Origin of the sequence: Janthinobacterium sp. CG_23.4, assembly GCF_029892305.1 — a bacterium.
GTDB lineage: Bacteria > Pseudomonadota > Gammaproteobacteria > Burkholderiales > Burkholderiaceae_D > Janthinobacterium > Janthinobacterium lividum_D.
On sequence record NZ_JARXUX010000001.1, the window covers coordinates 617,176 to 644,026 of the forward strand.

Below are 26,851 nucleotides of genomic sequence, written 5' to 3' on the forward strand. Positions count from 1 at the left end.
GATGAATTTTTCCGCGCTGGCCCAGCTGGGCTTGACGGGCTTGCTGGTGGCGCTGCTGCCATTGACCATGGTCTGGGTGTCTGCGGACGCCAATAAATATCGCAAGCTGGTGTGGGTTGCCGTCTTTTTAACGATGGACTTGATCATGTTTGGCGGCTTCACGCGCCTGTCCGATTCTGGCCTCGGTTGTCCCGACTGGCCAGGATGTTATGGTTCTGCCAATCCTTTCCTCGCACATGAGCACATCGTGGCGGCGCAAACCCTGATGCCGACGGGACCCGTGACGGTCGTCAAAGCGTGGATCGAAATGACGCACCGCTACCTGGCCATGGCCATCGGCGTGCTGATCGTGGCGATGCTGCTGCAGGCGTGGCGCCAGTGGCGCAAAAGCAAACGCGCACAATTCGCTCCGGCTTTGCCGACGGCGCTCTTCTTCTTTGTCTGCCTGCAGGGCGCCTTCGGTGCCTGGACCGTCACCTTGAAGCTGCAACCGGTGATCGTCACCATCCACCTGTTGCTGGGCATGGGCTTGCTGGCCATGTTGACGTGGCTGGGCGGGCGCCAGGACAATGCCGTCAAGCCCTTGCAGCGCGCCGATGCCGATGTGGCCGTGCTGCGCCCCGTGCGGGCGCTGGCCGTCATGTCGCTCGCGCTGTTGACGTTGCAGATCGCGCTGGGCGGCTGGGTGAGCACCAACTACGCCACCCTGGCCTGTATGGATTTCCCCCTGTGCGGCGGCAAAGTCATTCCGGAAATGGATTTCGAGCATGGTTTCCATTTGTGGCGCGAGCTGGGCAAGACCGCTGCCGGCCACTATCTGCCGTTTTCCGCGCTGACGGCCATCCACTGGGTACACCGCAATTTCGCCTTCGTCGTGCTGGCCGGTGTCGGCTATACGCTGTTGCGCGCATGGAAACTGCCGTCCTTGCGCGGTACGGTGCGCTGGGTGGTCTTGGTGCTGGCCTTGCAGGTCGCCACGGGCCTGGCGACGATTTATCTGAGCTGGCCACTGTCGATTGCGGTGCTGCATAACGGTGGCGCGGCGCTGCTCGTGTTGTTGCTGACCATGTTAAACTACAAGGCTAAATTCCAACTCGATGTAGCGCGGACATCTGCTTGCGCCCCCGCGACAGTGCCCACGGCACCAGCCAGTCCTTCCCGTATCGCATAAATGACTACTCAGACCATCAGCCGTAAACCTTCCCCCCGCATCGCCCAGTACTGGGCGCTGACCAAGCCCCGCGTGACGCAACTGGCCGTATTTTGCGCCGTTATCGGCATGTTCTTGGCCAGCGACGAGTTGCCTGACTGGCGCGCGGTGGTGTTTGGCACCCTCGGCATTTGGCTGCTGGCCGGCGCCGCGTTTGCCGTCAACTGCCTGGCCGAGCGCGAAATCGATGCGCGCATGGCCCGCACGGCGCGCCGTCCGATGGCCATGGGCGACATCACTGTCAAGCAGACGGTGGTGTTTGCGCTGGTGATCGGCGGCCTGGGCATGGCGATTCTGTATAACCTTGTCAACCCGCTCACCATGTGGCTGACCTTTGTCACCTTCGTCGGCTATGCCCTGATCTATACCATGCTGCTGAAACCGGCCACGCCGCAAAATATCGTCATCGGCGGCCTGTCCGGCGCCATGCCGCCCGCGCTGGGCTGGGCCGCCGTCGCCAACGATGTACCGATGCAAGCCTGGTTGCTGGTCTTGATCATTTTCGTCTGGACGCCGCCGCACTTCTGGGCCCTGGCCATGTACCGCCGCGACGATTACGCGCGTTCGGGCTTGCCCATGCTGCCCATCACGCACGGCTTGAAATTCACGCAGTTCCACGTCTGGCTGTACTCGATCGCGCTGGCGGCCACTACCTTGCTGCCCTTTGCCGTGCGCATGAGCGGCCTGATCTACCTGGCGTCGGCCGTGCTGCTCAATGCCGGTTTCCTGTATTACGCGTGGAAGATGTACCGCCACTACACGGACTTGATCGCGCGCAAAGCCTTTACGTATTCCATCATTTATCTGGCATTGCTGTTCGCGGCCTTGCTGGTCGACCACTATATTCCGCTCGGAACATGAAAAAAATCCTGATGCTGTTGTTGGCCGTTACCTTGGTCGCCGTCCTTGCCGGCTGCGGCAAGCCGGCCGCAGCCAAGCTGGCATTCAAGAACACGGATGTGACGGGCCTGGGCTACGCGCGCCAGTTCGCGCTGACGGACCACACGGGCCAGCCGCGTACACTGGCCGACTACAAGGGCAAGCTGGTGCTGATGTTCTTCGGCTACACGCAATGCCCGGACGTGTGTCCCACTACCATGGTCGAGATGGCGCAGGTGATGCAGGAAATGGGCCCGCAGGCGCAGCAGGTGCAAGTGCTGTTCGTTACCGTCGACCCCGAGCGCGACACGCAAGCCTTGCTGGCGCAGTACGTGCCAGCGTTCGACCAGCGCTTTGTCGGCCTGTATGGCGACGCCGCCGCGACGGCCAAGGTAGCCAAGGAATTCAAAGTGTATTACGCCAAGGTCGAGGGCGAAACAGATCGTAGTTATACGGTCGATCACACGGCCGGTACCTATGTATTCGACCGCGAAGGCAAGATTCGCCTGTTCGTGCGTCACGGCGAAAAACCTGCCACTATCGCGCACGATCTTAAACTTCTGCTATCCTGATCCGCTCGCGCCACCAGGCGCCATCTTCAGGATTTGCAGTACATGGATAAACGTTTCGAGCCTTACGCCCGCCTGGCAGCCATCATCTTCTTGCTGATCGGCTGCTTTTTTGTCTTGCGGCCCTTCCTGGCCGCCATGCTGTTCGCCGTCTGCGTGTGCATTTCCAGCTGGCCCTTGTATGTGCTTTTGCTTGAGCGCCTGAAAGGCCGGCGCAACTGGGCGGCCGCCATCATGACCGTGTCGCTGATCCTCGTCATCGTGCTGCCGCTGGCTCTCGTGACCTACAACCTGGCCGATAATGTCTCGCGCGTGTACGAGCAGATCCGTGTCGCACTGGAATCGGGCGGCCTGCATCCACCGGCCTGGCTGGCCAGCATTCCCGTGGTGGGCGAAACCATTGATCGCTATGTGCGGCGCTTGCTGGAAGACCGCCAGGAACTATTGAATTTGGGTAAGACCATGCTGGAACCGGCGCGCCATTTCCTCGCTTCCGGCGGCATCTTGCTGGGCACGGGCCTGGCGCAGACCAGCCTGGCCGTGTTTGTCAGCTTCTTCCTTTACCGCGACGGCCAGCAACTGAGTCGTGCCCTGATGACGGGTGCCGGCCGCATCATCGGCGACAGCGCGCCGGGCGTGGGCCTGACCATCAGCCGCACCGTGCGCGGCGTGATGTATGGCTTGCTGGGTACGGCGCTGGCACAAGCGCTGGTGGCCGTAGTGGGCTTCTTGATCGCCGGCGTGCCAGCCGTGGCGCTGCTGGGCGTGGCCACCTTCATCTTTTCGCTGATACCCGTGGGGCCGCCCTTGATCTGGGGTGGCGCCGCCATCTGGCTGTTGAACGACGGGCAGACGGGCTGGGGCATTTTCATGCTGGTGTGGGGGGCGCTGCTGATCAGCGGCGTGGACAATGTGGTCAAGCCCATTTTGATCAGCCGCGGCAGCAGCCTGCCGTTCCTGCTGGTGCTGCTGGGTGTGCTGGGCGGCGTGCTGGCCTTCGGCTTCGTCGGTATTTTTATCGGACCGACCCTGCTGGCGGTGTTGTACAGCCTGCTGCAAACGTGGACCCTGGGCGAGACCAGCGTGCCGCAGGGCAAGGATACGCTGACGCGCAAGAAGTAATCAGTCCCTTAAATCTGCATCCAGATCGCGCTCCTGCTTGGGGATCACCTTCAGTAGCACGATGCGCGGTCCGTTCATCTTCTTGACGACGATGTCGAAGTCGACAAAAGTGATGCGCTGGCCCTGCTTCGGAATGTCCCCCAGCTTGACCATGATCAAGCCGCCCACCGATTCCACGTCATCGAGCCCCAGTTCCTCATTTTCGATATCGATGCCGAGGATGCGTTCGAGTGAGAAGATGGGCAGGCTGGCCTTGCCGATCAGGGTGCCGTCGCTTTGCTTGAGCCAGTCGTTTTCATTGCGGCGGAATTCATCGCGGATTTCGCCAACCATGGCGCCGAGCAAGTTATCGAGGGTGATAAAGCCCAGCGGGCGCTTGCCCTTTTCGCCGATCAGGGCGAAGTGGGGCGCGCCGTCGCGGAAGCGACGGAACAGTTCCAGCGCCGGTGTGCGCGCAGAAATGATGTCGACGGGCCGCAGGAAGGGCGTGAGCGAGGTGATCGGTTTGCCCGCCTGCTGGGCAAAGAACAGGTCTTTCAAGTGCACCACGCCCAGCACGTCGTCCTCATTCATGTCGAAATACGGGTAGCGGCTGAAGCGGTTGCGCAGCACCGTGTCGAGGTTTTCTTCCAAGGTGCTCGAAGCGTGCAGGGCGATCACTTCATTGATCGGGCGCATCAAGTCCGACACCGTCATTTGTTCGAAATCGAGCGATTGCGCCAGGATGTTGCGCTCGTCGCGCGTGAATTTCTCGCCCGGCTGGCTGGTGCGCAGTATCAGTTTCAATTCATCGGACGAGTAATGGGCATCGTGGCCGCCCTTGCCGGACAGACCAGCCATGCGCAGCACCCAGTTGGCGCTGGCGTTGAGCAGGTAAATGGCAGGGTACATGGCCCAATAAAAACCATACAAGGGAATCGCGCACCACAGGCCGACCGCTTCCGGGTTGCGGATGGCCATCGACTTGGGGGCCAGTTCGCCCACGACGATGTGCAGGAAGGAAATGACGCTGAAGGCGACGACGAACGAGACGCCGTGGATCAGCTCTTGCGAGGTGACGCCGATGGCGCCGAACACAGGTTCGAGCAAGCCGGCAAAGGCCGGTTCGCCGACCCAGCCCAGGCCCAGCGACGCCAGGGTAATGCCCAGCTGGCAGGCTGACAGGTAGGCGTCCAGCTGGCCATGCACCTTGGACAGGATGCGGCCGCGCAGTCCTTGTGTCTTGGCGATGGCGCGGATGCGCGTGCGGCGCAAGGTGACGATGCCAAACTCGGCGGCAACAAAAAAACCGTTCAGCGCGACCAGGAAGAGGGCGAGCAGGACTAGCAAGGCATTGTGCATGGGGGCGCTGAAGATGGGCTGTAAAAACGTCATCTTAAACGACGAAGGCCGGCATAGCCTAATTTAGCCGCGCGCCGCGCCCGTGCCGGCGCGCGCGCGCTCGGTTGTTCAGGCTGCTTTAGTCTTTGGCCGCCGTTTGCTGCCCGCCGGGCATGACAAAGAGCATGGCCGCCGAGACGATGGCGGGGATGGCGACGACGAGGAAAATCGTGCTGTTAGGCCAGTTCAGGCGGATCAGCTCGCCACCGAGCACGGGGCCGATGATGGAACCGATGCGCCCGATGCCCAAGCTCCAGCCGATGCCCGTCGAGCGCAGGGTCGTCGGATAGTAGCTGGCCGCCAGGGCATTCACGGCAGGCTGCCCGCCCACCACGCAAAAGCCGGCGATGAAAATCGTGATGAAGAGGAAAGCCAGCGACACGTCGGGACGGCCGATCAGGGCAATTGCCACGGCAGCGACCAGGAAGCAGGGCAGCAGTACGCGGCGGAAGCTGGAGCGGTCGATCAGCTGGCCCATGACCAGGGTGCCGATGGTGCCGCCCACTTGCAGGGCCGTGCCGGCCAGCACGGCGTTGGCCGTGGACAGGCCCGCTTCCTTGGCGATGGTCGGCAACCAGTTGGACAGGAAATATAAATTCAGCAAGTTCATGAAGTTAATGACCCACAACAAAATCGTCATCTTGGCGCGACCACCCGTAAACAATTGCAGCACGGGCGCGCCCTTGTGTTCCTTTTCATGCACGACACACTGGGTCTCGGCCGTGATGCTCAGCGTCGGGTCGATGCGTTTCAGCCATTGCGCCACCTTGTCGAGCTTGCGTTTCTTCAATACCAGGAATTGCATCGATTCCGGCAGCAGGAAGAACATCAGCACGCCGATGATCAGCGGCACCACGCCGCCCACGTAGAACACGGATTGCCAGCCGAATGCGGGAATCAGCGCAGCGGACAGCAAGCCGCCCAGCACGGCGCCCAGGGTAAAACCGCAGGACACCAGCATCATCAGGGTGACTTTCTTGCGCAGCGGGCTGTATTCGCCGGCCAGCGCCATGGCGTTCGGCATCACGGCGCCCAGGCCCAGTCCCGTGATGAAACGGATCAGCTGTAATTGTTCAATGTTGGTGGCCAGCGGCGTGACGAGCATGCATAGCGAAAAGAAAATAGTCGAGCCGATCAGCACCGGGCGGCGGCCGAACTTGTCGGCCGTGATACTGAAGACGAGCGAGCCGACCAGCATGCCCAGCAAGCCCGCGCCAAAGACGGGGCCCAGGTTGGCCTTGCTGACGTGCCAGTCGGCAATGATGGCGGGCGCCACATAGCCCATCGCTTGTACGTCGAAGCCATCCATGATGACGCACAGGCCGCACAGGATCAGCATGCCGACCTGGAAGGAGCCGATCTTGTTGTTATTGATGAGATCGGGAATATCGATGGTCTTGCCTGCCGTGGACATGCTGCTGCTCCTGTTTTTTTATGGTGGTCGCGCCCTGCCGTCGAGGGAAGGGCGCGTGTTTGTTGCAGGCTTCATTACAATCGCTTTTGATTAATTATTCAAACGTTATTTTCGAATGGATTTATCAGATTTCCTTGTGAATCCTGGGGCGACTCTGGATGGCGGCCAGGATCACATCCAGCGCCGGGTGCATGATCTTGCGCTCGTTCGAGATGACGTAAAATTGTTCGCGCAGGGATGAGGCGTCGCCCACCAGCACGGCGCCGAACTGTTCCTCGATGTCGGCTGCCAGGCTGGCCGAGGCGAAGAACAGGCCCAGGCCCTTGCGGCCAAACGCGTTAAGCATGGCGTTGTCCTCGAATTCACCGACCACGTCGGGGCGTACGCCTTGCTGCACCATCCATTCATCGATGCGCCCGCGCAGGGCGTTATTGCGCGCCGGCAGTAAAAATGGCGCGCCGTGCAGGCTGTGCGGGAAATTTTCGCGGTATTGTGCGGCCAGCGCGGGCGTGGCGAACAGCTTCATGGCGCTTTCGCCCCACAGGTGGCTCGACACGCGCAGGCTGGCGCCGGCCGGCACGGCGCGGTCCGTCAGCACCAGGTCCAGCTTGTGCAGTGCCAGGTCGGCCAGCAGGGACTCGAATTCATCTTCCAGGCACACCAGCTTGACGGGCTGCTCCAGGCTGCGCGTGGCGTCGAGCATGCGATAGGCCATCAGTTTCGGCAGGGAATCGGAAATACCCACCGTCAGGCGCATCTTTTCCGCGTCCGCATCGGCCAGCGCTTCCTGCATCTGTTCGCCGAGCAAAAAAATCTGGTCCGCATAGCCGAGCGCCAGGCGGCCCGCTTCCGTCGGCACCAAACGCCGCCCCTGCGGCTGCAGCAGGGATTTACCCAGTTCCTTTTCCAGTAGGGCCAGCTGGGTGCTGATGGTTTGCACGGCTAAGCCCAGCCGTTCAGCCGCGCGCGTCACGCCGCCTTCCTTGGCGACTACCCAAAAGAAATACAAATGGCGGTAATTGAAACCGGTGGTTTTCATCGCTGTACTCTCTATCTTCTGTTTTTGCGAAGTAACACTTCCATTATCTTCTATTTTTAAATGTTACACACATCCCTATACTAGCTTCCATTGAATTGAGATAAAGGGAACTATCGATGAAGCATTTCAGAGTGTCATTTCTAGTGACATTTATCTGCCTGGGCATATCCGCCTGGTGGGGTTACACGCACGGTGGCGTGCAAACGATGCTGGCAGCGCTCGGTATCGCGGTGATCCTGGGCGTGATGGAAGTGTCGCTGTCGTTCGACAATGCGGTGGTCAACGCTTCGGTGCTGAAGAACTGGGACAAGTTCTGGCAGGGCTTGTTCCTGGGCGTTGGCATCATCATCGCCGTGTTCGGCATGCGCCTGTTGTTCCCGCTGGTCATCGTGGCGCAAGCGGCCGACCTGGGCTTGCTGGAAGTATGGAATCTGGCACTGAGCAATCCGGAAGAGTATTCGATGCACCTGACGAACCACCATGCGGAAGTGGCGGCCTTTGGCGGCATTTTCCTGTTGCTGGTCTTCCTGAACTTCCTGCTGGACTCGGAAAAAGAAACGCACTGGCTGGGCCGTATTGAAGAGAAACTGGGCGCGCTGGGCAAAATTTCCTCGCTTTCCGTGATGATCGCACTGGGCACCCTGATGGCCAGCCTGTCGATGATCGAAGAAGGCCAGAAGCTGGTGGTCTTGACGGCTGGCCTGTGGGGCATCCTCACTTACGTCGGCGTCGATGTGGTCAGCGGCTTGCTGGAAGGTGATAACGGCAACGGCAACGTGGGCGACATCGTCAAGCGCGGCGGTATTGGCGGCTTCCTGTACCTGGAAGTGCTCGACGCCTCGTTCAGCTTTGATGGCGTGATCGGCGCGTTTGCCATCACCAAGGATGTCGTGATCATCATGCTGGGCCTGGCTATCGGCGCGATGTTTGTGCGTTCGATGACGGTATTCCTGGTACGCAAGGGTACACTCGACGAGTTCGTTTATCTGGAGCACGGCGCGCACTATGCGATCGGTATCCTGGCCGTAATCATGTTGGCCAGCATGAAGTTTCACATTCCCGAGATCTTTACGGGTCTGATTGGGGTGGCCTTCATTCTCGCCTCGCTATGGTCGTCGATCCGTTACAAGCGCAGGATGGCGCACGAAGAGGGCAAGACGCAAGCGCTGGAAGCCGTCAAGGCAACAGTAGCGTAAAGAATGCGCGGCAAACGACTACACCGGTTTGTCGGCAAGTTGTAGCAAGCGCCGCCGCCGGCCTGGGGAGCCAGGCCGGTAGAGGGCGCCAGGTGTTATTTATTTCATTAGCTGGACTTTATTTCACATAGGAGAAATACATCATGGCAATCAGTCTGCAAAAAGGCGGCAACGTCAACCTGAGCAAGGAAGCCCCTGGCCTGTCGAAAATGATCATCGGCCTGGGCTGGGATGCCCGCGCCACCGATGGCGCCGCGTTCGACATCGACGGTTCCGCGTTCCTGTTGAAGGCCGACGGCAAGGTACGCGCCGACGTCGACATGATTTTCTACAACAACCTGAAATCGAGCGACGCTTCCGTCACCCACTCGGGCGACAACACCACCGGCGCCGGCGATGGCGACGATGAAACCGTCATCGTCGACCTGGCCAAGGTACCAGCCGAGATCGACAAGATTGCCGTCTGCGTGACGATACACGATGCCGAGGCACGCAAGCAAAACTTTGGTATGGTGTCCAAAGCGTACGTGCGTTGCGTGAACGCCAACGGCAACACGGAAATCGCCCGCTTCGACCTGTCGGAAGACGGTTCGGCGGAAACGGCCATGGTCTTTGGTGAAATCTACCGCAATGGCGCCGATTGGAAATTCAAGGCCATCGGCCAGGGCTACAAGGGCGGTTTAGGTCCTTTGGCAGCGTCGTTCGGTGTTGGCGTTTAAGTTGTAGGGTCAGGGCGGTCCGCAGTGCGGGCCGGCACCATCATCACCTAGTTGAAGAAGGAATAGGTATGCCAGTTTTCAATATTACCGGGGACGTCGACCCGTTTCTGCATGTGTCGCTGGCCAAGGGCGAGAAGATTTATTGCGAATCTAACGCGATGGTGATGATGGAAACCAATCTTGAGCTGAAAGGCAAGATGACGGGCGGCATCGGCGCTGCGCTGATGCGCACCTTTGCCAACGGCGAATCGTTCTTTCAGCAGCATATCGAGGCCGTGCGGGGCGACGGCGATTGCCTGCTGTCGCCCACCTTGCCCGGCGCGATGCGGGTGCTTGATGTGGGCAAGGAGCTTGGTGCCCAGCAATACATGATCAGTGACGGCGCCTTCGTGGCGGCCAGTGCAGGCGTGGAATTGAAGGTGCGCACGCAAAGCCTGGGTAATGCGCTGTTTGCCCAGAGCGGTGGTTTTTTCATCACCGAGACGGCAGGCAGCGGCCAATTGGCGGTGTCCGGTTTTGGCGCCATGTCGATACTCGAAGTGACGCCTGGCAAGGACGTGGTGATTGATAACTCGCACGTCGTATGCTGGGATAGCCGCCTGCAATATGAAATTTCCATGACGACCGGCAGTAGCGGTGGCTTTCTGGGCAATCTGATCAATAGCCAGACCAGCGGCGAGGGCATGGTGCTGAAATTTTCAGGCACGGGGAAAATCCTCGTGTGCTCGCGTAACCGCGCAGCCTTCCTCGCCTGGACACAAAGCAAGCCGGCGTAATTAGTACTTGATGCAATTAAACAAACAGGAGCAATGCGTATGTCTGTCAATTTGAGCAAGGGCCAGAAGATTTCTCTGGACAAAGAAGCTGGTACCACCCTGAGCCGTATCACCATGGGCCTGGGATGGGATGCGGTCAAGACCAAGGGTTTCCTTGGCTTCGGTTCGAAGACCGAAGCGGTCGACCTGGACGCTTCGTGCGTCATGTTCGACGAGAACAAGAGCACGTCCGATATCGTCTGGTTCCGCCAGCTGAAAAGCAAGGACGGCAGCATCGTTCATACGGGCGACAACCGCACGGGCGCAGGCGATGGCGACGACGAACAGATCAATGTTGATCTGTCGAGCGTGCCGGCGCATGTGAAAAGCCTGGTCTTCACCGTCAACAGCTTTACCGGCCAGAACTTCGCGCAGGTAGAAAACGCCTATTGCCGCATCTTGAATGCCAGCAATAACCAGGAAGTCGCGCGTTTCAACCTGTCTGTGCAAGGTTCCCACACGGCACAGATCATGGCCAAGTTGTATCGCCATAACGGCGAATGGAAGATGCACGCCATCGGCGAAAACGGCAACGGTCGCACCTTCGACGACCTTATGCCGCAGATTGCTGTGCATCTATAAACGTCAGGCCAAATCTGCTGCGCGCCGCGATTTGCGGCCTGTGATGCTCACTGTGCCTACGCACAGCTGCGCTTCTCGGCCACAACTCGCCTACGCTCGCGACGATTTTGCCAGACGTTATTAAAGAGCAGTACGCAGCGGGCGGGGGACGGACCGGATACCGGCCATTGTCCGCTGCTCTACATTGAAGGAGAGTATGTTGTGATGCGATTGCTGATAGCCTTGCTACTGCCGTGTCTCACGTTTTTTATGCTGGGGCGCCCGCTGGCCGGTGCCGCCGCCTTGATCTTGCAGTGCACTGTGATCGGCTGGGTGCCGGCGGCCCTGTGGGCCCTGTACACGGTGAACCAGCATAAAACGGAGCAGGAATTGGAAGGTGCATTAAGCCGCAGCTACATGCGCAGGCGTAGTCGGTTGATCTAAATCAGCCGGGCGCTTGGAATCCTTGCGCTAATGACACTCACGAGTTATCGTGCGTGTCATTTTTTTTAGCTGGAAAAATATCGATGCGACACAACACTTTCACCGCTTCATTTTGCTGAAGATAGCGCTGACACCCGAGGACGCGCGTTTGCCTGTCTTCGAGGGGTAGTCTGCGCGCCCTGGCGTTTAGCCGGCGGGCGCGCCCTGCGTAATTTTTACTTTGACCCGATACGTGGGCGCGGCCTCGTTCAGCGCCGGCGGCGTGGCCGGGTCGACGTCGAGCAGCGTGAACGTCAAGTGCTGGACGCTGACGGAACTGGCGGCACCGGGCATGGAATCGGACAAGACGATATCCGTGGCGCCCGCGCTGTTGCGCAAACTGAAGCTGTAGCTGACGTAGCCTTTCCACACGCATACGGCGCCCTTGCGGCAGCGGCTGTCGTTGACACGCTCCAGTTTCAGGGTATCGGTGGCCGTGATGGCAAACTGTTCGCCCGGCGAGAGCACGTGGCTGACGCTACGCGGTGTGTTTTCCGCCTCGCCGGCGCTGCCAGCCGCGCCGCAGCCAGACAGCATTGCCAGGCAGGTGATCAGCAGGGAGAGCAGCAGCGGAAGCAGCAGGGTACGATCAGAGCCGCTTAAATAAGCCATGTTTTTCCTTTCAGGTAAAGCGTCCCCGGCGTGGCGTCCACGCATGGGATAATGATATTAAAATGATATTTCTGCGGCGCCCTATTGGCGCGTGGCGAATGAATTGATGCGCCGGCCCACGCGGCACGCCGATTACTGCGTAGAATGGCTGTTTTGAAAATCAGGAAACAACCATGAAAAAAACTGCCCTGGCGAAAAGCGATGCCAAGAAACTGATGGGAAAGATGAATGTTCCCGGCGCCGGTGCATTCGGTAAGGAAGCGGTGGTCATCGACCGTCGCGAGCAGCGCAAGCGCGATCAGGCGCTGGGCCTGGTGCCATTCGCCGTCAAGCTGAACAGCGATCTGGTCTTGCAATTGCAGACCCTGGCCAAGGAGCGCGATGCGGATCTGAATGAACTGGTCGCTGAAACCTTGCTCAAGGGCCTGGCTGCAGCTTAATCGCCTGCCATGTTTATCTGTTGATAAACATCAAGTCATAAAACTAAAAGGCGCCTTGCGGCGCCTTTTGCATTGCGGCATTGCTTGTGCTTACACGTAGGCGGCCAGCGCGCCCTTCATTTTTTTCAGCGCCGCCACTTCGATCTGGCGGATGCGCTCGGCCGATACGCCGAATTCTTCTGCCAAAGCATGCAGGGTGGCGCCAGAACCATCGTCGTTGGCCAGCCAGCGCGCTTCGATGATGCGGCGCGAACGGGCGTCGAGCTTCGACAGTGCCGTTTCCAGGCCTTCCGATTGCAGGCGCGTCACCTGTTTCGCTTCCAGTACCTTGGTCGGCTCGCTGTGTTCCGACGCCAGGTAGGCGATTGGCGAGAACTTGTCGTCTTCATCGTCGGTCGGCGATTCCAGGGCGATATCGCGGCCGCTCAAGCGCGTTTCCATCTCGATCACTTCTTCGCGCTTGACGTCGAGCAGCTTGGCCAGTGCATCGATCTGTTTGGGCGTCATCGCATCGAGGCCCGTCTTGTGGCTACGCAGGTTGAAGAACAGTTTGCGTTGTGCCTTCGTCGTTGCCACCTTGACCAGACGCCAGTTTTTCAGGATGTACTCGTGCATCTCGGCTTTCACCCAGTGCATGGCGTACGATACCAGGCGCACGCCCTGGTCCGGGTCGAAGCGCTTTACGGCTTTCATCAAGCCGATATTACCTTCTTGAATCAGGTCGGCGTGTGGCAAGCCATAGCCCAGGTAGCCACGCGCAATCGAGACCACCAGGCGCAGGTGCGACAGCACCAGTTCTTGCGCGGCAGCCAAGTCATTTTTTTCGCGCAAGCGTTTTGCCAGCGAAATTTCTTCGTCGTGGGTCAACATGGGCAGGCGGTTCACGGCCGAGATATAGGCGTCGATATTGCCCAGATTGCCAGTGAAGCCGAGGCCCAGTGCATTATTTTTGGTCGGAACCAATGCGGACGTTGCGGACATCATAGTCATGCTTTCTCCCTCGTAGTCTTGCTTTGTTCCAGTCGGCCATGTCACGCGACATGGCCCGATTGTCTGTTCAGTTTTGCGTATTCGGTCTTGTACTTTGCGGATCGTGGCGCCACCTATATCTGGCGCTGATGGGGCTGATGGCGGTTCTGCGCTTGGTATGTGCTTATATTAGCACTCTCTGCTTGAGAGTGCCAATCAGCACTTTTAATCATCCCGATAGCCTAAATGCTATGACGATTCATCGGCCAATAATTTTTACAAAAGGCGCCCCCAGGGCGCTTGACCACCTTAGTATGCGCCCTTTCGGACGCGCCTGAAAGGGCCGCACGGCGCTTGGCGACAACAGGGCTAGTCTACGGTCGCAAGCTGAAGAGTAGCTTAATAATACTTGCTAAACATCAAGATAATTAGCGTATCGGATAGCGCCCGACAAGTGGCGCTGTGACGCATGGCGGCGCCAGCGGCGCCGCCATGGAAGGGCAGGTCAGTTCAGGCGCGCCAGATGGCGCTGCACGCAGAGGAAGGCGCCGATCAGGCCCAGGCCGGCGCTGACGGCCAGCAAGCCGGCCATCGGCAGCGGTGCCAGCGGCACCAACTGGAATTCGGACGCATACAGGCGGGCAAATTCGGCGATCGCACTATTGAGTGGCTGCAACGCAAGCGCCACGGCGCCCAGGGCCAGCGCACCGGCGCACAGGCCCAGCAGGGCGCCCGTGTAATAGAAGGGGCGGTGGATGAAGGTATCGGTGGCGCCGATCAATTTCGAGATGCTGATTTCATCGCGCTGCTGCATCACTTGCAGGCGGATGGTATTGAAGACGACGGCGATCACGGCCACACCCAGGGTAATGGCGAGCAGCAACAATACCAGGCGCAGCACGCCCAGCAGGGCTGCCAGGCGCTTGACCCAGGCCGAATCGACTTGCGCCGACTCCACGAATGGCAGGTGGCGCAATTGTTCTGCCACCGCATCGACATCCTGCGCTTCGCTGGCGCTGCCGAACGCATCGAGCTTCAGCACATAGCTGTCGGGTAGGGGATTGTCACCCAGGGTGCTGAGCACGTCGGCCAGGCCATTCTTGTTTTTTAGCGAGTCGAGCGCCTGTTCACGCGGGATGAAGACGATCTTCGCCTGTTGCGCGCCGACGATCTTGCGCATGGCGCTGGCCAGGGCCACTGCTTGTTCGCGCGGTGTGCTTATTTTCAAGAAAACGCTGATTTCCGGGTCGACCGACATTTGTTCCGACATGGGGCGCACATTGTCGAGCATGGTCAAGCCGGCGAATGGCAGCGACAGGGCGATGGCAACGACGACGACGTTCAACAAAAAGCCGCCCGGCGACTTGCGCAAATGGATCAGCGCCGAGCCGAGCGCAAAGCGGTGTTGACGGAACCAGCCTCTCATGCCTGCTCTCCCTGTGCGTCGTCCGGGTTGAGGGGCGGTGCGAAATCGGGATCGGGCGGTGCGAAGACGGGCGCCTGCGTGGCCTTGTCGATGGCTACCAGCTGGCCGTTTTTCAAGTGGATCACGCGGGCGGCGGCGTCGAGCATCTGTTCGTCATGGCTGGAAATGAGGCAGGTCACGCCCACCGAATGAAACGCTTTCAGGGCGTCGAGCACCTTGTTGGCGCTGGCGCGGTCGAGGTTGGCCGTCGGTTCGTCGGCCAGGATGATCTGTGGCCGGTTGACGATGGCGCGCGCGATCGAGACGCGCTGCTGTTCGCCGCCCGACAGCGACAGGGGGCGCGCCATGGCGCGGTCCAGCAGGCCCACCTTGTCAAGGGCCGCGCGCGCGCGCTGCTCGGCGGCCGCCTTGTGTGCGCCCACGACCAGCAGCGGCAGCATCACGTTGGCCAGGATGGAGCGGTCGTTCAATAATTTTTGCTGCTGGAAGATCAGGCCCATGTTGCGGCGCAGGAAGGGAACGCCCGCTGGCTTGATCTTGGCCATGTCCTGGCCATTGACGATCAGCTTGCCCGAGCTGGGGCGTTCCATGGCGGCGATCATTTTCAGCAGGGTTGACTTGCCGGCGCCGGACGGGCCGGCCAGGAAGACCAGCTCGCCTTTGGCAATACTCAGCGAAATGTCGCTGAGCGCCACGGCGTCGGAAGAGTATTGCTTGGAGACGTGCTGAAATTCAATCATGTATAGGCTTATCCGAGCAGCGCTTCGACAAATTCGGCAGCCACGAAAGGCTGCAAGTCTTCAATTTTCTCACCGATGCCGATGAAATACACAGGCACCGGGCGCACGCGGGCAATCGCCGCCAGCACGCCGCCCTTGGCGGTCCCGTCCAGCTTGGTGATCACCAGGCCGCTCAGCTGCAGGGCATCGTCGAAGGCCTTGACTTGTGTCAACGCGTTCTGCCCCGTATTGCCATCGATGACGAGCAGTATTTCATGCGGCGCACCGTCCATGCCTTTGCCGATCACACGCTTGATTTTCTTCAATTCTTCCATCAAGTGTAACTGTGTCGGCAAGCGCCCTGCCGTGTCGACCATGACCACGTCGATGCCGCGCGCTTTCGCCGATTGCACCGAGTCGTAGGCCACGGCGGCCGGGTCGCCCGATTCTTGCGAGATGACGGTGACGTTGTTGCGCTCGCCCCAGACCATCAATTGTTCGCGCGCGGCGGCGCGGAAGGTGTCGCCCGCGGCCAGCAGCACGGATTGATTATTTGACTGCATGTGCTTGGCCAGCTTGCCGATGGTAGTGGTCTTGCCGGCGCCATTCACGCCCGAAATCATCATCACCAGCGGCTTGTGGCGGCCCAGCTCGAAGCGTTTTTCCAGCGGGCTCAAGAGGTCGATCAACAGCACCTTCAGCGCGGCCTTGACGGCGGCGGCGTCGAGCAGCTTGTCTTCCTTGACCTTTTTCTTCAATGCCGTCAGCAAGAATTCGGTGGCGTCGATGCCCGCGTCGGACATCAGCAGCGCCGCTTCCAGCTCTTCGTACAGCGCGTCGTCGATCTTCGCGCCGACGAACAGCACGGATAAGGTGTTCGAGGTTTTCGACAGGCCGGCCTTCAGGCGCGTCATCCACGATTTTTTCTCGGGTTCAGCGGCCACGATCACGGGCACGAGCTCGGCCGGCGCGCCGCTCAGGGGAGCAGCGCCCGGCTGCGCGGCAGGCGGCGTGGTGGCAGGAAGAACGAGGGGCTCGGCTGGCGCAGCCTCGGGAGTGACGGGTTTTTTCTTGAAGAAACTAAACATGGATGTGTGGTGGCGGGTGCTGACCTAAGGCCCGGCGGCGCCGGACACTGTTGTTGCGGACTATTTTACCAGAGCGCGCCCAGCCCTTCATGCTTTACTGTTCGATTGGCAACATTGCGCGGCTATCCGAAATCCGCGATCCAGTCAGCGCTTGCACAATATTTGTATAGGCTCGCATGCCAACAGAATACGCGCGGTATGTATCTCTGCCATCGCTGCGCTGCAAATAGCTGAATCCAATTGAAAATTGTCGGCGTATAAGTTTTAGAATGGCTCAAGGAGCCGATTGACATAGGTCAATATTTGACTGACTATGAACTTATTTCGTCCAAGGAAAACATGAAACGGGTGCAGCCATGAAAATCGCCGTCGTCGGAGCGGGAATTGCCGGTTTGTCTTGCGCGTATCGGCTGGCGCAGGCTGGCCAGGATGTGACCTTGTATGAGGCGGGTGAGTATTTTGGCGGTCACAGTCATACGGTGGATGTCACGCTCGACGGCGTCACGCATGGCGTCGACACGGGTTTTCTGGTGTTTAACCACGCTACTTACCCGAACCTGGTGCAACTGTTCCAGGAGCTCGGTGTCGAGGCAGCCGATAGCGATATGTCGTTTTCCGTCAAAATGCCCTTGGGCACCACGCCCGATGCCCGCGTGCTGGAATGGGCGGGCGCCAATCTCGATACCGTGTTTGCCCAGCGTAGCAATCTGCTGCGCCCCGCCTTCTTGCGCATGCTGCGCGACATCGTGCGTTTCAACCGCCAGGCCAGCGCTCTGGCTACGGCGAGCGTGCCGGGGCCGGCCATGTCGCTGGGCGATTTTCTCGACCTGCACGGCTACGGCGACGAATTTCGCCACTGGTATTTGCTGCCGATGGCCGCCTGCATCTGGTCGTGTCCGGCGCGCCAGATGCTGGCCTTTCCGCTCGCCACGTTCATCCGTTTCTGCCACAACCATGGCTTGCTGCAAGTGAGTGACCGGCCGCAATGGCGCACGGTGCGCGGTGGCTCGCGCGTGTATGTGGAAAAATTGCTGGAGGGCATCCCCCAGCAGCGTCTGGCGTGCCCCGTACCGGCCGTGCGCCGCCAGCAGCACGGCGGCGCACGCACGGTCGTGCTACACACGGCTGCGGGCGTCGAGCATGTCGATCACGTGGTGCTCGCTTGCCATAGTGACCAGTCGCTGGCCTTGCTGGCCGATATACGCGACGACGAGCGCAAGGTACTCGAAGCCGTGCGCTACCAGCCCAACCGGGCCGTGCTGCACACGGATACATCCTGCCTGCCGCAACGCCGCCGCGCCTGGTCGGCCTGGAATTACCAGGGCAGGCCGGCCGCGCACGGCGAGGCGCCGCAGGTATGCGTGCATTATTTGCTGAACCAGTTGCAGCCGCTGCCATTTTCCACGCCCGTCATCGTCTCGCTCAATCCACTCGACGAACCAGACCCGGCGACCATCATCGACGAGTTTTCCTATGCCCACCCGGTGTTTGATGGCGCAGCCATTGCCGCCCAGGCGAGCCTGGCCGGTTTCCAGGGTGCGCAGCACACCTGGTTTGCGGGTGCCTGGACCGGGTATGGATTCCATGAAGATGGCTTGAAGTCGGGCCTGGGCGTGGCGCAAAGCTTGCTGGGCCTGGCGTCTGCGGAGCTGGTGCATGCCGCGTGATTCCGCGCAAGCCGCGCCGGCGCAGCCGCAGCTGTGCCTGGGACGGGTGCGCCATGCACGGCTGCGTCCGCGCACGCATGTTTTCAGTTATGGCATGTTCTATTTGCGCTTGCCCTTGCGCAGCCTGGGCAACCAGGATTTCCCGGCTCGCATGATTTCGCGCAACGGCGCCAATGTGCTGGCGTTTCGCGACAGCGACCATGGCGATGGCACGACACCGTTGCTGGCGTGGATCGATGGCCTGCTGCGCCAGCATGGCGTGCTGGACGCGGATGGTGAAATCTGGCTGCAAACCATGCCGCGCATGTTCGGCTATGTTTTTAATCCCATCAGTTTCTGGTTTTGCCACCGTCCCGACGGCGCGCTGCGCGCCGTGCTGTGCGACGTGCGCAATACCTTTGGCGAGCGCCATCTGTACCTGCTCGAGCACGGCGCCGTCATCGCTTATGGCAGCGAGTTGCGTGCCAAGAAGATTTTTCATGTCTCGCCGTTTTGCAAGGTGGAAGGGGCGTACCGTTTCCGTTTCCTGCGCAACAGCGAGCAGGACGGCGAGCGCCACCTGGCGCGGGTCGATTACGACGATCTCGACGGTCCGATTCTGGAAACGAGCTTGTCCGGCACGGCGCAGCCGCTGCGCGATGGCGCCATCGCCTGGGCTTTGCTGCGCTACCCACTGATGACGTTTGGCGTGATGGCGCGCATCCATTGGCAAGCCTTGCGCCTGTGGCTGCGCCGCGTCCCGTTTTTCAGCAAACCCTTACCTCCACAAGAAAAGGTGTCCCGATGAGCTCCGATTCCTTGCCGACCGGCCTGCATGGGCGCCGCAGCCCTACTCCCGCGCCCGTCCATGAACAGAGGGACATGCCCGCCGCCGGGCGCATTATTGTGCGCCTCTTGGAAGCATTGCAAGGCGGTGCCCTGCGCCTGCGCACGCCGGATGGGCGTATCGTGCTGTATGGCGATGGCAGCCATCCCGTTACCCTCGATTTGCACAACTGGCGCCTGTGTGCGGCCGTGCTGCGTTCGGGCGACATCGGCTTTGCCGAAACGTTTATCGCCGGCGGCTGGCGCACCGACAATTTGCCGGGCTTGATCGAGTTGATGATACGCAACCGTGCGCAGATCGAGTCCCTGATCTACGGCAACTGGTGGGGCAACCTGATTTACAAGATGCGCCATCTGCTGCACCGCAATTCGCGCGCCGGCAGCAAGAAGAATATCCATGCCCATTACGATATTGGCAACGCCTTTTATCAGCTGTGGCTGGACCCGTCGATGACGTATTCGAGCGCCCTGTTTACCGAAGGCGCCAGCCTGGAACAGGCGCAGGCTGCGAAATACCGGCGTATCGCCGACCAGCTGCAACTGCAGCCGCAGCTGAGCCAGCGCGTGCTGGAAATTGGTTGTGGCTGGGGTGGCTTTGCGGAAACGGCGGCGCGTGACTACGGCGCCCACGTGACGGGCCTGACCTTGTCGACCGAACAGCTGGCGTATGCGCGCCAGCGCCTGCAAGATGCGGGGCTGGCGGCGCAGGCCGATTTGCAGCTGTGCGACTACCGCGACAGCCATGGCCAGTACGATGCCATCGCCTCGATCGAGATGTTCGAAGCGGTGGGACAAAGCTACTGGCCCGGCTATTTCGCATGCGTGGCGCGCAACCTGAAGCCGGGCGGACGCGCCTGCATCCAGACCATCGTCATCGCCGACGCCTTGTTCGAGCGCTACAGCAAGAGCACCGATTTTATCCAGCAATACATCTTCCCGGGCGGCATGCTGCCTTCGCCGACCGAGTTTCGCCGCGCCGCCGAAGCGCGAGGCTTGCGCGTAGTGGACGCCTTCAGCTTTGGCCTCGATTATGCGCAAACCCTGCGCCTGTGGCGCGCCAGCTTCCTGGCCCAGCGCACGGCGCTCGAAAAGCAGGCTTTCGACGGCCGTTTCCTGCTGACCTGGGAGTTTTACCTCGCCTATTGCGAGGCTGCCTTCCAGGCGCATAACACCGATGTCATGCAATTTACCTTGGTCAAGGAGTAATCATGCGCCGTTTGCTTGTTGCTATTGTGTTGTACTTGAGTATGTACGCTGCCGTGGCCGCGCCGCCGGCCTTTGTGAATGCCGACGTGCCCGAGGCTCGCTTGGCGGGTGAGGGCGAGTATAAGTGGTTCGGCATGCGTATTTACCGGGCGCAGCTTTGGGTCGGTACGCAGGGTTATCAGGGCACCGCGTCGGCAACGGCACCTTTTGTGCTGGAATTGCGCTACGCGCGCGCTCTCGATGGCAACAAGATCGCCGAGGCCAGCTATGAACAGATGCAGAAAATTGGCGTCGGCACCGAGGCCCAGCGCCTGGGGTGGCTAGCGACCATGCAGCGTATTTTTCCTGACGTCAAGGAAGACCAGCGCATCGCGGGCGCTTACCGGGCCGGTATCTCGCCCGGCGTGCGCTTTTACCTCGATGGCAAGGTGCTGGCCGACGTGAGCGATGGCGATTTCGCGCGCGCCTTCTTCGCCATCTGGCTGTCGCCCGCTTCGACGGCGCCCAAGCTACGCGGTGCGTTGTTGCAGCATGCGGCACCGCTGCCATGAGTTCCGGTGCCAGCGCGTTGACCTTGCCGGCCTTGTTCCAGTATGGCCTGTTCGGCTTGCCGCTGGCCATGCTGGCGCTGCCCATTTACATTTATGTGGCGCCGTTTTACGCGCAGCGCAGCAGCCTTGATCTGGCGCAGATTGGCGCCGTGCTGCTGGCGGCGCGCATCGCTGCCGCCTTCATCGATCCGGCCCTGGGGGCCTGGATGGCGCGCGGCGGGCGCAGCTATGCCGTGTTTGTCGGTGCCGCGCTGCCCTTGCTGCTGCTGGGCTTTGGTGCCCTGTTCCATCCGCCATCGCTGTCGCATGGGGCCACCCTGGCTTGGTTCCTGGCATCGTTGCTGCTGGTATATACCGCCTATGGCCTGGCCGGCATCGCGCACCAGAGCTGGGGCGCGGCCCTGAGCCAGGCACCCACGCAGCGGGCGCGGGTGGCGGCCGTGCGCGAAGGCTGCGGCTTGCTCGGCGTGATCCTGGCGGCGGCCCTGACCTCCGTGCTCGGCTATGATGGCTTGTCAGTGGCCTTTGCCGTCTGCCTGTTGGCGACGGGTGCGCTACTGCTGGCGCGAGCGCCGCGCCCGGCCTTGCGCAGTGCCGCAGGCGTGGTCGCTGGTAGCGGCTGGAAGCTTCCTTTGCGCCAGCGTGCATTTCGCTGGCTGTTCGCCGTCTTGCTCGTCAATGGCGTGGCCGCCGCCATTCCCGCCACCCTGTTCCTGTTCTTTGCCGGCGACTATTTGCGCCTCGAGCATTACGCCGGGCCATTCCTGATAGTGTATTTTTGCGCGGCAGCCGCGTCGATGCCCCTGTGGGTGGCCCTGGCGCGCCGCTTTGGCGAAGCGCGTGCGTGGGGCGGCGCCATGCTGCTGGCCGCCTCCGTGTTTGTCTGGGCGTATGGCCTTGAGGCAGGCGCGGCCTGGGGCTTTGCCAGCATCTGCCTGCTGTCCGGTCTGGCACTGGGCGCCGACCTGGCCCTGCCGCCGGCCCTGCTGGCGGGATTGATCGGCGCGGCAGGCCATGCCGGTCGGCATGAGGCGGCGTATTTCGGTTGGTGGAACTGGGGCGTGCAAATGAGCCTGGCGCTCGCTGCCGGCATCGCCTTGCCCCTGTTGGCCTGGCTCGGCTATGTGCCGGGCAGCAGCAGTGGCTTGCCAGCCTTGTCGGCGGCTTACGCTTTGCTGCCCTGTGCGCTGAAACTGCTGGCGGCGCTGCTGCTGTGGCGCGCGCCTTTACAACATATAGATAGTCAACCCAGGGAGAAGCGACGATGAAGCTCATGAAATATTACCGGCGCGGTATCACGGCGACGGCCTTGCTGCTGGCGCTGACCGCCTGCTCCACGCCGCCCACGCCGGCCACCTACGCACAGGAACTGCCCGTGCTCGATTTGCAACAGTACTTCAATGGCACGCTCGATGCCCACGGCATTTTCCAGGACCGTTCGGGCAAGGTGGTCAAGCGCTTCACGGTGGTCATGCGGGCCAGCTGGGTGGGTGACAGCGGCACGCTGGACGAGGATTTCACGTATTCGGACGGCACTAAGCAGCGGCGCGTGTGGACGCTGCGCAAGACGGCGCCCGGACGCTTCATCGGCACGGCGCCCGACGTGATCGGAGAAGCCACCGGCGAAGTGGCCGGCAATGCGCTGCGCTGGCAATACGTGCTGGCGCTGCCCGTCGATGGCACGGTCTACCACGTCGACTTCGAAGACTGGATGTTTCTGATGGATGAGAAGGTTATGCTCAACCGTGCTGCCATGAGCAAATTCGGCTTCAACCTGGGCGCTGTGACTTTATCGTTTAGCAAGCGCCCACAGGCGGCCCCATGAATCGCAAGATCAGCAGCTGGGCCGGCAAGCACGTGTGGATCATCGGCGCCTCCAGTGGCATCGGTGCCGCGTGCGCCACCTTGCTGCTGGAGCAGGGCGCGTGCGTGGCCTTGTCCGCCCGCCATCGTGCCAGCCTGGAGCTGCTGTGCCAGGGGCAGCCGCTGGCGCAGGCATTGCCGCTCGATATCACCGAGCCCGCGCAACTGCAAGGCGTCTGCGCGCAATTGCAGCAGCAGTGGGCACATATCGATCTGATATTGGTGGTCGCTGGCGGCTATCAATCCATGCGCGCCGATAATTTCGACCTGGACGCGGCGCAGGGCTTGCTGGCCTTGAATGTGGGCGGCGTCTTCAATTGCCTGGCGCAGGCCTTGCCGTGGCTGTTGCGCCAGGGCAGTGGTGGCATCGGCATCGTTGCCTCGGTGGCCGGTTATGGCGGCTTGCCGAAAGCGCTGGCGTATGGTGCCAGCAAGGCCGCACTGATCAACCTGACGGAGTCGCTGTATTTGGATTTGCACGGACGTGGGATTGATGTATATCAAATCAATCCCGGTTTTGTCGCCACGCCGCTGACGGCGCGCAATGATTTCAAGATGCCTGCCTTGATGACGGCGCACGACGCGGCCGTCGCGATGCTCGACGGCATCGAACGGGGCCAGTTTCACATTCACTTTCCCAAACGCTTTACAAATATGCTGCGCCTGGCGCGGCTGTTGCCCTACCGTGCCTATTTTTGGCTGATCCGCAAGGTGACGGGCCTATGAGCGCCAGCATGCTGGACGCGGCGCAGATGGAGCTTGCGCTGGCGCGCCTGGTGGCGTTTTACGAGCACTTGAGCATGGATAGCCTGGCTCAGCTGGGCGACGTGTATGCACCACACGCGCATTTCAAGGACCCGTTCAACGAAGTGGCGGGACATGCCGCCATCCTGGCCATCTTCAAGCATATGTTCGTGCAAGTCGATGTGCCGCGGTTTGTCGTGCTGGAAAGTATGGGACAGGGGGCGCAAGCCTTCCTGACGTGGGAGTTTCGTTTCCGCATGAAACGCCTGGTATCTGGCGAACAATGTATTCGCGGCGCAACACATGTGCGCTTCGATGCGCAGGGGCGGGTGGTCTTGCACCGCGATTACTGGGATGCCGCCGAAGAATTGTATGAAAAACTGCCTCTGCTGGGCGGTTTTATGCGCATGCTCCGGCGAGCAAGTCAGCGCTGAGCGTGCTTTTTGATGCTTTTAAGCAAAAAAGCAAAAGATGCACTGCGTGAAACCGCACCGTGGGAAACGTGATTTCGATCAATGTGTAGTTTTTTTGACACAAATATATCAAAATATTGAGAAGGCAACATTGTAAGAAATTGTTTCAATTGATGCGCAATTTGCAAGCAAGAGTCGTCCTCATCCTTTCCTTTCGGCCAGCCGGTGCACGCACTGGAAAACAAGGAAAACATTTCTGCGCGCATAATTTAAGTTACCGTTAAGTCAGTAATTAAGTTAATACTCTGGCTATTTTTTTTGCATGTACGTCGACGTGAAAATTTGTCCCTACGCCCCTGAATAATGCGGCAACGCACCAAAAAAGGGCACGTCATTTCCCACTTTTGTGCATCCGGCAGCAAATATTGGCGATGCCGTGTATGCTTCTTCCCGTTTATCCACGATCACCTGACAAATTGAGTGCTTTGTCGCGCAAATCTTCGACGGGAAATCGTGGCTAAAGCATGTTGATGTTTTAATCACTCGCCTGATACTGTTGCACTAATACAACGGATGGCATGAAGCCATGCGCTATGATGGAATGGTTAATCAGGTCCATGCATTGCTTGGTAAGGGGCGCTAGCCCTGTCGCGTAGTACGGTTGGCGATGCTCGGGATACCTGAAAAGGCCCCCGGACTGGTACCGGAAGTAACATGTGGGAACTTGATGGAATGTGAAGCGCTGGTTATAGTGCCGTTTCCGGTGCCATTTGAGCACCGAACCGGCGCACGAATGACGGTCGTTATGCAGCCTTCAAGCTTATCGGCGCAATAGCGTGCCGATATCGACATGAATGTTCCCCTGATCGGAACAGCAATGTGGCAGGTGGAGACCTTGCCCTCACTCATAAAAAGCGCTCTGTTAGAGCGCAGCTCGAGATGCATAGGCTGTATTACTTTTTGCTTCAAAAATTAAAGGAAATCGCAATGAAAAAAACTCTGATCACCCTGGCAGTCCTGGCAGCAGCCACTGGCGTAGCCCAAGCTCAATCGAGCGTTGTTATTTACGGTACCGTTGACGCTGGTTTCGTCAGCGAGCGCGGCGGCGTTAAAGGCAATGTTAATAAACTGGACAGCGGCGTTGCTTCGGCTTCCCGTCTGGGCTTCAAAGGTACTGAAGATCTGGGCAGCGGCCTGTCGGCAATGTTCGTTCTGGAATCGGGTTTCAACGTTGACAGCGGTACGCAAGACAAAACTGGTTCGATCTTCAATCGTCAAGCCTACGTTGGCCTGAGCAGCAAAACCACCGGTACCCTGACCCTGGGTCAACAATACACGCCTTGGTACAACACCCTGTCGAAAGTTGCTGATCCATTCGCAGCTGGCTACGCTGGTTCCGCCAAGAACCTGTTCCCAGCGAACACCCGCACCAGCAACACCGTGCTGTACACCTCGCCTAACTTCAACGGCTTTGACGCTGACGTGGCTTACAGCTTCGGCGAAAAAGCTGAGTCGAACAAAATCGACCGCAAAATCGGCGCGTCGGTTGGTTACTCGAACGGTCCTTTGAATGCTCGTCTGGCTTACAACAACACCAGCAACGACACCGCAACCAAAGAAGCGGGCAGTGGCCGCAACTGGTTGGCAGCCGCTAACTACGATTTCGCAGTTGCGAAAGCATACGTCGCATACGGCGCAAACAAAGGCACGGGCAGCGCAATGCGTAACAACAGCGATCGTAACGCGTACAGCCTGACCCAACTGTCGGCAGCTCCTAGCACCGACAGCAACAACATCCTGGTCGGCGCAACCGTACCTGTTGGTCCAGCTGGCACCGTGATGGCTTCGTTCATCCGCACGAACGACAAAACCAGCTTCAATGCTGACGCTGATCAATGGGCACTGGGCTACTCGTACGCTCTGTCGAAGCGCACCAGCACCTACGCTTCGTACGCTAAGATCAAGAACAAAAACAACGCTGGCTACACCGTTGGTAACAACAGCAATGTTGGTACGGGCGACAAAGCCTTCAACGTTGGTGTTCGTCACTCGTTCTAATATTCGCGCAAGCGAAGCTTAGTATCGCCAAGGCATCCCTTCGGGGATGCTGCAAGCAAAGAAACGCGCTGTCTGGCTTCGGCCTGGCGGCGCGTTTTTGCATGTGCGGCGCCAGTTATAATGGTGCTGTTACTCAAGTAAAGGAATGCCATGTATGCATACACCTCGCCGCGCCTGGCTGCCATGCTGGCCGCGCTGCTGCTCGCCAGTGCCAGCGGTGCCGCCCTCGCCGCAGCCAAGGGCAAGAAGCCCGCTGGACTGGAACGTTATGGCGTGAGCGTCTACTCGGACCTGTGCCTGCAAAAAGATAGCGGCGAAATCGGCGGCCAACGCGTGACCCTGCACCGCTTTGCCGAGGCCGATTCCGTCATCTATGAATTCACGGCCGGTGCCCTGAGCTGGCCTATCGTCGCCAACGACGTCAACCTCAACGCCGCCACGGGCGCCTTCGATTTCACCATCGCCGGTGCCGACAGCGAAGAACGCACCATCGTCGGCAAGTTTTCCAGGGATGGGCAAACCCTGACCCTGGACGGTGATTACTGTGGCGGCAATGTGCGCATGCCCATGAAATTGAGCCGCGTGCGCGATTTTGGCCGTCCCTTGAAGCATTGCACGCCATGTCCGCCGCTGCCGGAAGCGCCGGCGCAGTTGCCAGCGCAAGATAGTGCAGGATAGTGCAGGATAGGGCCAGATAGAGCATTACGGTGCAGGGTGGCGGCGAGGCGCCCGTCGCCTGATACTGTGTTCACCTGCGCATGAAAAAGGCCCGGTATCGACCGTAATGCCGTTCAGTTAAGGGTTTTGGCGTGATTTATGAGCGCCAGTAAATTTGCTAACCCCAGAGGCAAAGAGCTGGGGTCGGACCCTCAGGGTCCGACCC

General features: G+C 60.0%; 28 protein-coding genes. 20 read left to right on the forward strand and 8 right to left on the reverse strand.

All coding sequences use genetic code 11. The annotated features are described in order from the left end of the window. Nucleotide 1: 1 nt before the first annotated feature. Genes H4V96_RS02785 through H4V96_RS02800 form a run of 4 tightly spaced genes read left to right on the forward strand, consistent with a single transcriptional unit; the run spans nt 2 to nt 3,780 of the window. The gene (locus H4V96_RS02785; protein ID WP_196856264.1) at nt 2-1,171 is read left to right on the forward strand and encodes a COX15/CtaA family protein; all 1,170 of its coding nucleotides are present in this window, start codon (nt 2-4) and stop codon (nt 1,169-1,171) included. Then, nucleotides 1,172-2,071: a heme o synthase gene (gene cyoE, locus H4V96_RS02790; protein ID WP_010394865.1), complete on the forward strand. Its 900-nt coding sequence runs from the start codon at nt 1,172-1,174 to the stop codon at nt 2,069-2,071. Next, nucleotides 2,068-2,661, forward strand: a complete 594-nt coding sequence (locus tag H4V96_RS02795; RefSeq protein WP_196856243.1) for an SCO family protein — start codon at nt 2,068-2,070, stop codon at nt 2,659-2,661. Before cyoE ends, H4V96_RS02795 begins: the two co-directional genes overlap by 4 nt. A gap of 42 nt (nt 2,662-2,703) precedes the next feature. After that, the gene (locus H4V96_RS02800) at nt 2,704-3,780 is read left to right on the forward strand and encodes an AI-2E family transporter (protein ID WP_196856242.1); all 1,077 of its coding nucleotides are present in this window, start codon (nt 2,704-2,706) and stop codon (nt 3,778-3,780) included. On the opposite strand, the gene H4V96_RS02805 is transcribed toward H4V96_RS02800, so the two are convergent. The 3 genes from H4V96_RS02805 to nhaR form a co-directional block, all read right to left on the reverse strand. Then, entirely contained in the window at nt 3,781-5,121 is a 1,341-nt protein-coding gene (locus H4V96_RS02805) for a hemolysin family protein (RefSeq protein ID WP_029496150.1), read from the reverse strand. Between the two features lie 118 nt (nt 5,122-5,239). Then, nucleotides 5,240-6,574 (reverse strand): MFS transporter, encoded by a 1,335-nt coding sequence (locus tag H4V96_RS02810; RefSeq protein WP_196856241.1) that lies wholly within the window; start codon nt 6,572-6,574, stop codon nt 5,240-5,242. 124 nt (nt 6,575-6,698) lie between these two features. Continuing rightward, entirely contained in the window at nt 6,699-7,613 is a 915-nt protein-coding gene (nhaR, locus tag H4V96_RS02815; protein ID WP_010394875.1) for a transcriptional activator NhaR, read from the reverse strand. A 116-nt stretch (nt 7,614-7,729) separates the two neighbouring features. On the opposite strand from nhaR, the gene H4V96_RS02820 reads away from it, so the two are divergent. The 5 genes from H4V96_RS02820 to H4V96_RS02840 all read left to right on the forward strand — a co-directional run bounded on the left by H4V96_RS02820 (nt 7,730) and on the right by H4V96_RS02840 (nt 11,348). Then, on the forward strand, nt 7,730-8,809 hold the full coding sequence (locus tag H4V96_RS02820; RefSeq protein ID WP_029496151.1) for a DUF475 domain-containing protein: 1,080 nt from the start codon (nt 7,730-7,732) through the stop codon (nt 8,807-8,809). 143 nt (nt 8,810-8,952) lie between these two features. After that, nucleotides 8,953-9,528: a TerD family protein gene (locus tag H4V96_RS02825; protein ID WP_010394880.1), complete on the forward strand. Its 576-nt coding sequence runs from the start codon at nt 8,953-8,955 to the stop codon at nt 9,526-9,528. A 68-nt stretch (nt 9,529-9,596) separates the two neighbouring features. Continuing rightward, complete coding sequence (locus H4V96_RS02830) at nt 9,597-10,304, forward strand: TIGR00266 family protein (protein ID WP_010394883.1); 708 nt, start codon at nt 9,597-9,599, stop codon at nt 10,302-10,304. A 39-nt stretch (nt 10,305-10,343) separates the two neighbouring features. Continuing rightward, nucleotides 10,344-10,925, forward strand: a complete 582-nt coding sequence (locus H4V96_RS02835; RefSeq protein WP_010394886.1) for a TerD family protein — start codon at nt 10,344-10,346, stop codon at nt 10,923-10,925. A gap of 204 nt (nt 10,926-11,129) precedes the next feature. Then, nucleotides 11,130-11,348: a hypothetical protein gene (locus H4V96_RS02840; protein ID WP_010394888.1), complete on the forward strand. Its 219-nt coding sequence runs from the start codon at nt 11,130-11,132 to the stop codon at nt 11,346-11,348. A gap of 186 nt (nt 11,349-11,534) precedes the next feature. Here H4V96_RS02840 and H4V96_RS02845 read toward each other — a convergent pair whose 3' ends face one another. Next, nucleotides 11,535-11,999 (reverse strand): hypothetical protein, encoded by a 465-nt coding sequence (locus tag H4V96_RS02845; RefSeq protein WP_196856240.1) that lies wholly within the window; start codon nt 11,997-11,999, stop codon nt 11,535-11,537. Nucleotides 12,000-12,172: 173 nt separating this feature from the next. On the opposite strand from H4V96_RS02845, the gene H4V96_RS02850 reads away from it, so the two are divergent. Further along, entirely contained in the window at nt 12,173-12,439 is a 267-nt protein-coding gene (locus H4V96_RS02850; RefSeq protein ID WP_010394892.1) for a hypothetical protein, read from the forward strand. 90 nt (nt 12,440-12,529) lie between these two features. Here H4V96_RS02850 and rpoH read toward each other — a convergent pair whose 3' ends face one another. The 4 genes from rpoH to ftsY all read right to left on the reverse strand — a co-directional run bounded on the left by rpoH (nt 12,530) and on the right by ftsY (nt 16,641). Beyond that, nucleotides 12,530-13,429, reverse strand: coding sequence for an RNA polymerase sigma factor RpoH (gene rpoH, locus H4V96_RS02855; protein WP_029496152.1), 900 nt, complete (start codon nt 13,427-13,429; stop codon nt 12,530-12,532). Nucleotides 13,430-13,913: 484 nt separating this feature from the next. After that, complete coding sequence (gene ftsX / locus H4V96_RS02860; RefSeq protein ID WP_010394896.1) at nt 13,914-14,834, reverse strand: permease-like cell division protein FtsX; 921 nt, start codon at nt 14,832-14,834, stop codon at nt 13,914-13,916. Next, nucleotides 14,831-15,574, reverse strand: coding sequence for an ATP-binding cassette domain-containing protein (locus tag H4V96_RS02865; protein WP_010394898.1), 744 nt, complete (start codon nt 15,572-15,574; stop codon nt 14,831-14,833). The genes ftsX and H4V96_RS02865 overlap by 4 nt, the downstream gene beginning before the upstream one ends. 8 nt (nt 15,575-15,582) lie before the next feature. After that, complete coding sequence (gene ftsY / locus H4V96_RS02870) at nt 15,583-16,641, reverse strand: signal recognition particle-docking protein FtsY (RefSeq protein ID WP_196856239.1); 1,059 nt, start codon at nt 16,639-16,641, stop codon at nt 15,583-15,585. Between the two features lie 356 nt (nt 16,642-16,997). On the opposite strand from ftsY, the gene H4V96_RS02875 reads away from it, so the two are divergent. From H4V96_RS02875 to H4V96_RS02920, 10 genes are all read left to right on the forward strand, one after another. After that, the gene (locus H4V96_RS02875; protein WP_280720681.1) at nt 16,998-18,308 is read left to right on the forward strand and encodes an FAD-dependent oxidoreductase; all 1,311 of its coding nucleotides are present in this window, start codon (nt 16,998-17,000) and stop codon (nt 18,306-18,308) included. Beyond that, nucleotides 18,298-19,095 (forward strand): DUF1365 domain-containing protein, encoded by a 798-nt coding sequence (locus tag H4V96_RS02880; RefSeq protein WP_010394902.1) that lies wholly within the window; start codon nt 18,298-18,300, stop codon nt 19,093-19,095. The genes H4V96_RS02875 and H4V96_RS02880 overlap by 11 nt, the downstream gene beginning before the upstream one ends. A 74-nt stretch (nt 19,096-19,169) precedes the next feature. Then, nucleotides 19,170-20,339, forward strand: coding sequence for a cyclopropane-fatty-acyl-phospholipid synthase family protein (locus H4V96_RS02885; RefSeq protein ID WP_280721172.1), 1,170 nt, complete (start codon nt 19,170-19,172; stop codon nt 20,337-20,339). Nucleotides 20,340-20,341: 2 nt separating this feature from the next. Beyond that, a complete protein-coding gene (locus tag H4V96_RS02890) occupies nt 20,342-20,890 on the forward strand; it encodes a chalcone isomerase family protein (protein ID WP_010394906.1) in 549 nt (182 codons plus the stop codon). Then, entirely contained in the window at nt 20,887-22,158 is a 1,272-nt protein-coding gene (locus tag H4V96_RS02895) for an MFS transporter (RefSeq protein ID WP_010394909.1), read from the forward strand. Before H4V96_RS02890 ends, H4V96_RS02895 begins: the two co-directional genes overlap by 4 nt. 5 nt (nt 22,159-22,163) lie before the next feature. After that, nucleotides 22,164-22,715, forward strand: a complete 552-nt coding sequence (locus H4V96_RS02900; RefSeq protein ID WP_043460729.1) for a DUF3833 domain-containing protein — start codon at nt 22,164-22,166, stop codon at nt 22,713-22,715. Further along, the gene (locus H4V96_RS02905) at nt 22,712-23,479 is read left to right on the forward strand and encodes an SDR family NAD(P)-dependent oxidoreductase (protein WP_010394914.1); all 768 of its coding nucleotides are present in this window, start codon (nt 22,712-22,714) and stop codon (nt 23,477-23,479) included. The genes H4V96_RS02900 and H4V96_RS02905 overlap by 4 nt, the downstream gene beginning before the upstream one ends. Then, a complete protein-coding gene (locus H4V96_RS02910) occupies nt 23,476-23,931 on the forward strand; it encodes a nuclear transport factor 2 family protein (RefSeq protein WP_196856237.1) in 456 nt (151 codons plus the stop codon). The genes H4V96_RS02905 and H4V96_RS02910 overlap by 4 nt, the downstream gene beginning before the upstream one ends. A 966-nt stretch (nt 23,932-24,897) precedes the next feature. Continuing rightward, nucleotides 24,898-25,968: a porin gene (locus tag H4V96_RS02915; protein WP_196856236.1), complete on the forward strand. Its 1,071-nt coding sequence runs from the start codon at nt 24,898-24,900 to the stop codon at nt 25,966-25,968. A gap of 150 nt (nt 25,969-26,118) precedes the next feature. Further along, nucleotides 26,119-26,646 (forward strand): hypothetical protein, encoded by a 528-nt coding sequence (locus H4V96_RS02920; protein WP_196856235.1) that lies wholly within the window; start codon nt 26,119-26,121, stop codon nt 26,644-26,646. Nucleotides 26,647-26,851: the final 205 nt, after the last annotated feature.

Excerpts from the sequence above, each read along its gene's own strand:
- H4V96_RS02785 (WP_196856264.1), top strand. The coding sequence starts at position 2 with ATGAATTTTTCCGCGCTGGCCCAGCTGGGCTTGACGGGCTTGCTGGTG.
- cyoE (WP_010394865.1), top strand. The coding sequence starts at position 1,172 with ATGACTACTCAGACCATCAGCCGTAAACCTTCCCCCCGCATCGCCCAG.
- H4V96_RS02795 (WP_196856243.1), top strand. The coding sequence starts at position 2,068 with ATGAAAAAAATCCTGATGCTGTTGTTGGCCGTTACCTTGGTCGCCGTC.
- H4V96_RS02800 (WP_196856242.1), top strand. The coding sequence starts at position 2,704 with ATGGATAAACGTTTCGAGCCTTACGCCCGCCTGGCAGCCATCATCTTC.
- H4V96_RS02805 (WP_029496150.1), bottom strand. The coding sequence starts at position 5,121 with ATGCACAATGCCTTGCTAGTCCTGCTCGCCCTCTTCCTGGTCGCGCTG.
- H4V96_RS02810 (WP_196856241.1), bottom strand. The coding sequence starts at position 6,574 with ATGTCCACGGCAGGCAAGACCATCGATATTCCCGATCTCATCAATAAC.
- nhaR (WP_010394875.1), bottom strand. The coding sequence starts at position 7,613 with ATGAAAACCACCGGTTTCAATTACCGCCATTTGTATTTCTTTTGGGTA.
- H4V96_RS02820 (WP_029496151.1), top strand. The coding sequence starts at position 7,730 with ATGAAGCATTTCAGAGTGTCATTTCTAGTGACATTTATCTGCCTGGGC.
- H4V96_RS02825 (WP_010394880.1), top strand. The coding sequence starts at position 8,953 with ATGGCAATCAGTCTGCAAAAAGGCGGCAACGTCAACCTGAGCAAGGAA.
- H4V96_RS02830 (WP_010394883.1), top strand. The coding sequence starts at position 9,597 with ATGCCAGTTTTCAATATTACCGGGGACGTCGACCCGTTTCTGCATGTG.
- H4V96_RS02835 (WP_010394886.1), top strand. The coding sequence starts at position 10,344 with ATGTCTGTCAATTTGAGCAAGGGCCAGAAGATTTCTCTGGACAAAGAA.
- H4V96_RS02840 (WP_010394888.1), top strand. The coding sequence starts at position 11,130 with ATGCGATTGCTGATAGCCTTGCTACTGCCGTGTCTCACGTTTTTTATG.
- H4V96_RS02845 (WP_196856240.1), bottom strand. The coding sequence starts at position 11,999 with ATGGCTTATTTAAGCGGCTCTGATCGTACCCTGCTGCTTCCGCTGCTG.
- H4V96_RS02850 (WP_010394892.1), top strand. The coding sequence starts at position 12,173 with ATGAAAAAAACTGCCCTGGCGAAAAGCGATGCCAAGAAACTGATGGGA.
- rpoH (WP_029496152.1), bottom strand. The coding sequence starts at position 13,429 with ATGACTATGATGTCCGCAACGTCCGCATTGGTTCCGACCAAAAATAAT.
- ftsX (WP_010394896.1), bottom strand. The coding sequence starts at position 14,834 with ATGAGAGGCTGGTTCCGTCAACACCGCTTTGCGCTCGGCTCGGCGCTG.
- H4V96_RS02865 (WP_010394898.1), bottom strand. The coding sequence starts at position 15,574 with ATGATTGAATTTCAGCACGTCTCCAAGCAATACTCTTCCGACGCCGTG.
- ftsY (WP_196856239.1), bottom strand. The coding sequence starts at position 16,641 with ATGTTTAGTTTCTTCAAGAAAAAACCCGTCACTCCCGAGGCTGCGCCA.
- H4V96_RS02875 (WP_280720681.1), top strand. The coding sequence starts at position 16,998 with ATGAAAATCGCCGTCGTCGGAGCGGGAATTGCCGGTTTGTCTTGCGCG.
- H4V96_RS02880 (WP_010394902.1), top strand. The coding sequence starts at position 18,298 with ATGCCGCGTGATTCCGCGCAAGCCGCGCCGGCGCAGCCGCAGCTGTGC.
- H4V96_RS02885 (WP_280721172.1), top strand. The coding sequence starts at position 19,170 with ATGCCCGCCGCCGGGCGCATTATTGTGCGCCTCTTGGAAGCATTGCAA.
- H4V96_RS02890 (WP_010394906.1), top strand. The coding sequence starts at position 20,342 with ATGCGCCGTTTGCTTGTTGCTATTGTGTTGTACTTGAGTATGTACGCT.
- H4V96_RS02895 (WP_010394909.1), top strand. The coding sequence starts at position 20,887 with ATGAGTTCCGGTGCCAGCGCGTTGACCTTGCCGGCCTTGTTCCAGTAT.
- H4V96_RS02900 (WP_043460729.1), top strand. The coding sequence starts at position 22,164 with ATGAAATATTACCGGCGCGGTATCACGGCGACGGCCTTGCTGCTGGCG.
- H4V96_RS02905 (WP_010394914.1), top strand. The coding sequence starts at position 22,712 with ATGAATCGCAAGATCAGCAGCTGGGCCGGCAAGCACGTGTGGATCATC.
- H4V96_RS02910 (WP_196856237.1), top strand. The coding sequence starts at position 23,476 with ATGAGCGCCAGCATGCTGGACGCGGCGCAGATGGAGCTTGCGCTGGCG.
- H4V96_RS02915 (WP_196856236.1), top strand. The coding sequence starts at position 24,898 with ATGAAAAAAACTCTGATCACCCTGGCAGTCCTGGCAGCAGCCACTGGC.
- H4V96_RS02920 (WP_196856235.1), top strand. The coding sequence starts at position 26,119 with ATGTATGCATACACCTCGCCGCGCCTGGCTGCCATGCTGGCCGCGCTG.